The following is a 6,565-nucleotide window of genomic DNA, read 5'->3' as shown; positions in this document are numbered from 1 at the left end:
AACACTCCAATGGGACACCCCAACTGAAAGACTGACCAAACTAATCGATGGTGTTGCACTAGCAAGCTGAAACCGCCACCCCGGGACTGTCATTAACTGCCACCTCGCGACGTGGTTAGCGCAGGCCCTTCAGGATGTTCTTAGGGCGCTGCATCTCTCCGTGCTTGGCACCGAGAATGATGACCCAGGCAGCGAAGGCGGGAATGGCCCACTGAAGGGCCTTGAGCTGGGTCTGTGCCGACTTCAGCTCATCGGAGGCACCTGCGCGCGGTTCCGTGGCTCCTTCGGCGCCTTCGCCGGAGAGCTCGTCAACCTTCTTGCCCACGATGCCTGCGTAAAGTGTCACCGCAGCTCCGGCCAGGGTCACCACAGTCTTGTAGACGGTGTTGGCGGCCACGTTGTCCTGCTTGGCGATGCGCCCCTTGTTCTCCCAGGCGATGGCGAGGTCGGAGGCGAGGTGGCCCGCGAAGGCCGCGGTCTGGATCGGAGCCCATTTGCCCCAGCCCTTGCTGGACAAGCGGGTGCGCTCGGTGGGGTCCTTGGCTTCTGCGGCGGCTCCGTTGAGCCCGATGGCCCCCATCAATGAGCCGCCGAACCATGCCGCAGCGGTGAGGTCGTGGATGGAACGGGCTACAAGATTTCCTGCCATGATGTGCTTCCTATCGTTGATGCGGAAAGTACCTGATGTGGCTGCTTGATCCTGTTGCGGAGTTCAAGTGTTCCTCCATAGTAAGCATCCTTACTATGGGCTTGCCAGTTCGTGGCCTTTCGTTGAGCAGGCGGCGGCGCTCCCACACCTATGATGAAGTGGACTGGCGCCTGAACATTTGGCGCGGAAATGAGGATGTTTTCGATGTTCGCCGTCCCGGCACCCCCGGTGCGCCACCAGCAACTCCTCGTCACGATCTTTGGCCTCTACGGCCGGAACGCGGGCGACGCCTTGCCGGTCTCAGCACTGATTTCCATGCTGGGTTCCCTGGGATATGACGCTCCGGGAGTGCGTTCTTCCGTGTCCAGGCTCAAGGCCAAGGGCGTGCTCAAGAGCGTGCGTGAAGGTGGCATCGCCAAGTACAAGATTTCCGAGTCCGTCAGCGATGTGTTCCGTGAGGGCGACCGGAGGATCTTCGCCCCTGAGCAGGCCGCCCCCGTGGACAAATGGGTACTGGCCGTGTTTTCAGTGCCGGAGTCCATGCGCAACCGCCGGCACCAGCTGCGCTCCGCACTGCTGGGGCTTGGCTTTGGATCCGTAGCCAACGGTGTGTGGATCGCACCGGCGGGCAAGCTTGAGCAGGCCAGGGAGCGGCTGACAAGCAGTGGCTTGATCGAATTCGTGGACCTTTTCCGCAGCGACTACGTGTTTGACGGCCCCATGCGTCCGAAGATCGCCGAATGGTGGGACCTGAACGAACTCGACCAGCAATTCACCGAGTTCCTGGAACTCTATGAGGGGGCCGAAGGGCAGTGGACGCGGCGGGTTGGAGATGATCCCGAGGCCGCGTTGGCCGGTTCCACCGAGGAGTTGCGGCGCGAAGCCTTCCGTTACTACATCCCCATGCTCACCTTGTGGCGTAAGTTTCCGTACAAGGACCCGAACCTGCCCGCGGACTACCTGCCGCCGGAGTGGCATGGGCCCGCTGTCCGCAGGACCTTCCAAGCCGTTCACCGCTTGGCGGCGCCGCTTGCCGCAGCGCACGCACACGAGGTGATCTCGGAGGCGTTGGATCCCGCCGCCGCCTGATCGTGCAGCCGGACCGCTTAGTTGTTCGTCCGGGGCGCGTCGATGATGCCGAAGGTTTCACCTTGCGGGGCCCGCACGATGGCCGTGCGTCCCAAAGGGCTTTCCGCGGCCGGTCGGATGAGTGTGGCGCCGAGCTCCACCGCCTTCAGCGCGGTGGCTTGGACGTGGTCGCTGGCGAACCACGTCATCCAACGGTCGGGCAAAGAGGCCTCGGCATCGTGGAACACTCCGCCGACTTCCCTGCCGTCCAGGGGCCTGCAGATGGTGGAGTACACGTAGCCGTCGTCGTGGATTTCCTGGAAACTGACGTCGAAGACGTCCGTGTAGAAGGACCGCGCCGCCTCCTTGTCGCGGGTGTGGAGTTCGTTCCAGCACAGCGCACCGTGTTCATTGACGCGTTCAGCCCCGATGTGGTTCCCGGCCTGCCAGATCCCAAACACCGAACCGAGACTGTCTGAAGCCAGGGCCATCCGGCCGGAGTCCATCACATCGAAAGGCGGCGCGATCAGTTGACCGCCGCTGCCCACGATTCTGCCGGCCGTCTGGTCAACGTCATCTGACGCCAGGTACGTAGTCCACGAGGCCGGGGCGTCCTTGTCCTGTTGAGGGCCGATTCCAGCCACCGCGCGGCCCCGGAGTTCCGCCAGGACGTAACCCCCGGACTCCGGGCCGCCGGAAGCGAAGGTCCACCCAAACAGATCCGCGTAGAAGGCCTTGGCCGCGTCCAGGTCATCCACTCCCAAATCCACCCACATGGGCGTCGCGGCGGGCCAAGCGGAGATTTTGGTGGACATGGGGCTCCTTGGTGTAGGGCTGCGCTGAGTGGTGCAGCTGCCTCCCCGGAAGCCCTATGCGCCGAGCATCCGAAGAGGCAGCCACCCATAAAGTGCAGTCACGGCCCGGTTCATGACACGGTTTCGTCCTGCAAATCCTCCAGGACCGCCATGGCGGCGTTGTGCCCGCCCAATCCACTGACTCCGCCCCCGCGGCGGGCACCTGCCCCGCAAAGGAAGATGTTCGGGTACCCCGTTGCGACGCCCCACCGTTCAGCCGGGGAAGCCCGGGGCTCGTCGTCCTCCAGGAAGGGCCACTGCAGCTTGCCGTGGAAGATATTGCCCCCGGACATGTTCAGGGCATGTTCAAGGTCAAGGGTGGTCTTGGCCTCGACGCACGGGTTTCCGTCGGCGTCCGTGAGCAGGAGGTCCTCGATGGGTTCGGCCAGGACCGAGTTGAGCGATTCGAGGACGGCGGCCTGGAGCTTGGCACGCATCATGTGGTTGTTTTCTTCCGTCACCAGCCGGTCGGGGGTGTGCAGCCCGAACACCGTCAATGTGTGCGCTCCGGCGGCTGCAAGCTCCCCGGAAAGGATGCTTGGATCAGTCAAGGAGTGGCAGTAGATCTCACAGGGGAGTGGGCTGGGTATCTGCCCGTCGGTGGCCGCACGGTGCGCGTCGGCAAGCTGTTGGTACCGCTCGTTGATGTGGAAGGTCCCGCCGAAGGCGGCTTCGGGAGTGACCGTGGCATCCCGGAGCTTCGGAAGGCGCTTCAGGAGCAGGTTCACCTTGATCTGCGCCCCTTCGGGCCGGGCGACCTCCTGCGGTGACGGTGCTCCCAGAAGGTCCTGCAGGACCCATGGCGAAACGTTGGCGAGGATACGCCTGCCCTGGAACACGCGTTCGCTGCCGTCGCGCCGGAACCGGACTTCGCCGTCGTCGGAAATGGCTGTTACCTCCGCCGATGGCAGCAGCACCGCCCCGGCCTCCCGGGCCGCCCGCTCGAGTTCGCGGGAAACGGACCCCATGCCGCCCAGGGGAATGTCCCACAACCCGGTCCCGTTGCCGATCACGTGATAGAGGAAGCAGCGGTTGGCATCCAGGGAGGGGTCGTCGAGCGAAGTGAAGGTGCCGATCAGGGCGTCGGTGGAAACCATGCCCCGGACCAGATCGTGGGTGAGGCGCTCTGTGATGACCTGGTCCAGCGGATTCTCGATGAAGGAGTTCCACAGCTTGTCGTCAGCCACGAGGGCCCGGGCTTCCGAGCGGCTGGGCAGTGGTTCGCAAACGGTGGGGAACAAGGCTTGCGCGAGCTTGCCGGTGTCGGCGTAGAAGCCTTCCAGCGCGTCAAAGTCAGCTCCCGCACCCACATTTTCGAAGGATTCCCGGCTTGCGTGGGAGTCGCCGCCGTCGATGAGGAGGCCCTTTTCGGGGTTTTCCGGGTCCGGTGTGTAGGAGGAGTACCTGCGGCGGGCCAGCGCTATGTCCAAGTTCAGCTCCTGGATAATCCGCTGGGGAAGCAGGCTGACCAGATAGGAGTAGCGCGAGAGGCGGGCATCGACGCCCTTGAAGGCGGCCGCTGAAACAGCCGCGCCGCCGAAGTGGTCGTCCCGCTCCAGGACGGCTACGCTCTTGCCCGCCCGAGCCAGGTACGCGGCCGCTGTGAGTCCGTTGTGGCCGCCGCCAACAATGACTGTGTCGTAAAGGGTCTTTTCCATAGGGCGAGACTAGACGGCGGGGGCTGTTGCTTACGGATACTACTTCGAATGGTAAGAGGAACTTGGCCTTAGCTTGGATGCTGCCGTGATGAGCACCACCTCCGCGCGGTGATGCCCGACTGTTTCCACGACGTGCGACGGCGGACAGACGCAAGCCGCCCGCCCGCCGTCGTGCGCTGTGGTTCAGGTGGTGCGGTTCGCCTTGGCGAGGTTCTCCCGAAGTTCATCCGCGTTCTGCCGGATGACATAGGCGGGACGGTCACGCTCGACGCGCCAGCTGTCTGCAAGGGGCCCGATGTTGACGGTGTCGAAACCGAATTCGTCGTAAAGCCTGGTGACGAGCTCCGCTGCTTCCGGGAAGTCGCTGGCGGTTGCCAGGGCACGACGGTTCGGCGTCCCCGCGGGAGTGCCGTCGGTCGTGATGTCCTTGGCGAAGATGTGGTTGAAGCCCTTCCCCACCTTCGAGGTGGGGAGGTGCTTCTGGAGCAGGCCGGACGTGGTTGCTTCACCGTTGTCCAGCTCCGGAATGCGTCCGTCGCGCTCCCAGTAGTAGTTGTTCGTGTCGATAACCACCTTGCCTTCGAGCGGCTGGGCGGGAACGTCCCGGTAGTTCTTCAGGGGAACGGTCACGACGGCGAAATCGCCTGCCGCTGCTGCTTCGGCCGCCGTCGCGGCCCGGGCGCGCGGCCCCAGTTCCGCGACGAGGTCGCCGAGGGTCTCGGGTCCGCGTGAGTTGCTGATCACGACGTCGTAGCCGAGTTCGACCGCCTTGCGTGCGACCTGGCTGCCAATGTGTCCTGCACCGATAATTCCGATTGTTGTCATATCCACGCCAACAAGAAGTTGCAGGCGCCTATTTCCAGCGTTACGGATTATTTCCGATGGCTTATACTAAGTAGTCTTACTAAGCTGTTTTTCATCGAAAACGAGGAGGTAGCGATGGCCGGCCGTTTGGAACTGGTGGAAACGCCCGATGGGGGATATCGGATTTTGATGGTGGATGGCGGGGATTGCCTGATGGGTTTGTCCAAGCGGTTCTCCACGGTGGATGACGCCGTTGAAGGGGTGGCTGCGATCCGGGAAGTGGCCGGCACCGGCCTGCTGCAAACCGGCTCTGCGGAGCGGTACGCCGTATTGATGTTGGAAGAGCCCGTGATTGATTCCGCGCTCGCCGCCCAGGGGACGCGGACACAAGCGAAGGTGGTCAACTGTGGCAACTGAGGCGACGTCAAAGAAGCGCGGTGTCCTGTTCGACGTGGACGGCACCCTGATTGATTCAAGCTACTTCCACGCCATGGCGTGGTGGCAGGCGTTCCGGCGGGAAGGGTTGGACGTCGAAATGTCGGCCATCCACCGGCGAGTCGGCATGGGAGGCGACCGGCTCATCCAGAGCTTGGTGCCGGAGCCCTCGGACGACTTGCAGGAAAACCTCAGGTCCTCGCACAGTGCGGTTTTTTCCACCTTCTGGCCCGCGCTGCGGACCTTCGAATCGGCCCGGGATCTCCTGGCCGCCTGTTCGGAAGCCGGGCTGGCGGTCGGATTGGCGTCCTCGGCGCAGGATCGCGACCTTGAGGTCAGCCGCAGGCTCCTCGACGCCGGATCCTCCATTGATGCGTGGACGAGTTCCAATGACGCGAAGGAGAGCAAGCCCGCGCCCGACATCCTGGAGGCGTGCTTGGAGAAGCTCCACCTGGAACCACAGGACGTGGTTTTCGTGGGCGACGCTGTCTGGGACGTAAAGGCCGGCTCTGCCATTGGCGTCCCGGTGATCGCGCTGACCTGCGGCGGAATCAGCGAGGCCGAATTGCGCGACGCAGGTGCCGCGGAAGTCTATGACAATCCGCGGCACCTGCTCGAAAACCTCGAAGGCAGCCTTATCGGGAAGCTGGCCTAGCTTTCCCGGCTGATTCCCTTGTCCCGGCCGCGCCGGTTCCGCAGGGTCCAAATGATTAGCGCGATGATGATGACGGCGGCAACGCCCGCCAGCACCCACGGCACGGCGTTGGTGCGGGTCTGCTCCTGGGGTTCGGATTCTCCCGTGCCGGGGTTGGCTGGTCCGCTTCCTGCGGGGTTAGGTGTGCTGGGCGCACCCGAGGATGGCCCGGGGTTGGTGGGTGTCTGCGTTGACGGGCCCGAGGGGTTGCTTGCATCCGGCGAAGGCGTTGCCGTGGTGGCTGCTACGCTGCCCTGCGCGTGGACGGTGGTTGCAGCTGCCGCCGGGGTTGCGGCGTTTGCTGCGGCGTTTGCTGCGGCGGTGGTGGATGCCATCGACCCGGCAAAAAGGGCCAAGGCGGCTGTAGTTATGGCTAACTTACGAAGCATTGGTATCTCCTGAG

General features: G+C 63.9%; 8 protein-coding genes. 3 read left to right on the top strand and 5 right to left on the bottom strand.

Going from position 1 to position 6,565, the window contains the following annotated elements:
* Positions 1-115 precede the first annotated feature (115 nt).
* Entirely contained in the window at positions 116-649 is a 534-nt protein-coding gene (locus tag PV760_RS20840) for an ABC transporter permease family protein (protein WP_039243426.1), read from the bottom strand.
* A gap of 189 nt (positions 650-838) precedes the next feature.
* Here PV760_RS20840 and PV760_RS20835 point away from each other — a divergent pair, with 189 nt between their 5' ends.
* Positions 839-1,738: a PaaX family transcriptional regulator gene (locus tag PV760_RS20835; RefSeq protein WP_354628610.1), complete on the top strand. Its 900-nt coding sequence runs from the start codon at positions 839-841 to the stop codon at positions 1,736-1,738.
* A 17-nt stretch (positions 1,739-1,755) separates the two neighbouring features.
* Here the strand turns inward: PV760_RS20835 and PV760_RS20830 are convergent, their stop codons facing one another.
* The 3 genes from PV760_RS20830 to PV760_RS20820 form a co-directional block, all read right to left on the bottom strand.
* Complete coding sequence (locus PV760_RS20830; protein ID WP_018780350.1) at positions 1,756-2,532, bottom strand: VOC family protein; 777 nt, start codon at positions 2,530-2,532, stop codon at positions 1,756-1,758.
* A 110-nt stretch (positions 2,533-2,642) separates the two neighbouring features.
* Positions 2,643-4,229, bottom strand: a complete 1,587-nt coding sequence (locus PV760_RS20825; RefSeq protein ID WP_354628609.1) for a phytoene desaturase family protein — start codon at positions 4,227-4,229, stop codon at positions 2,643-2,645.
* Positions 4,230-4,412: 183 nt separating this feature from the next.
* The gene (locus PV760_RS20820; protein WP_354628608.1) at positions 4,413-5,054 is read right to left on the bottom strand and encodes an NADPH-dependent F420 reductase; all 642 of its coding nucleotides are present in this window, start codon (positions 5,052-5,054) and stop codon (positions 4,413-4,415) included.
* A gap of 114 nt (positions 5,055-5,168) precedes the next feature.
* Between PV760_RS20820 and PV760_RS20815 the strand changes: the two genes are divergently transcribed.
* Together PV760_RS20815 and PV760_RS20810 are read left to right on the top strand one after the other, a co-directional pair.
* Positions 5,169-5,450, top strand: coding sequence for a hypothetical protein (locus PV760_RS20815; protein ID WP_018780347.1), 282 nt, complete (start codon positions 5,169-5,171; stop codon positions 5,448-5,450).
* Positions 5,440-6,123: an HAD family hydrolase gene (locus PV760_RS20810; protein WP_354628607.1), complete on the top strand. Its 684-nt coding sequence runs from the start codon at positions 5,440-5,442 to the stop codon at positions 6,121-6,123. Before PV760_RS20815 ends, PV760_RS20810 begins: the two co-directional genes overlap by 11 nt.
* Here PV760_RS20810 and PV760_RS20805 read toward each other — a convergent pair.
* Positions 6,120-6,551 carry a hypothetical protein gene (locus tag PV760_RS20805; protein ID WP_064723802.1) on the bottom strand — a complete coding sequence of 144 codons (432 nt, stop codon included), beginning with the start codon at positions 6,549-6,551 and terminating at the stop codon, positions 6,120-6,122. The two genes, PV760_RS20810 and PV760_RS20805, sit on opposite strands and share 4 nt — an antisense overlap.
* Between the last annotated feature and the right edge of the window lie 14 nt (positions 6,552-6,565).

The organism is Paenarthrobacter sp. CC6, from assembly GCF_040560085.1.
GTDB lineage: Bacteria > Actinomycetota > Actinomycetes > Actinomycetales > Micrococcaceae > Arthrobacter > Arthrobacter nicotinovorans.
This window is presented reverse-complemented; position numbering and strand designations above follow the sequence as displayed.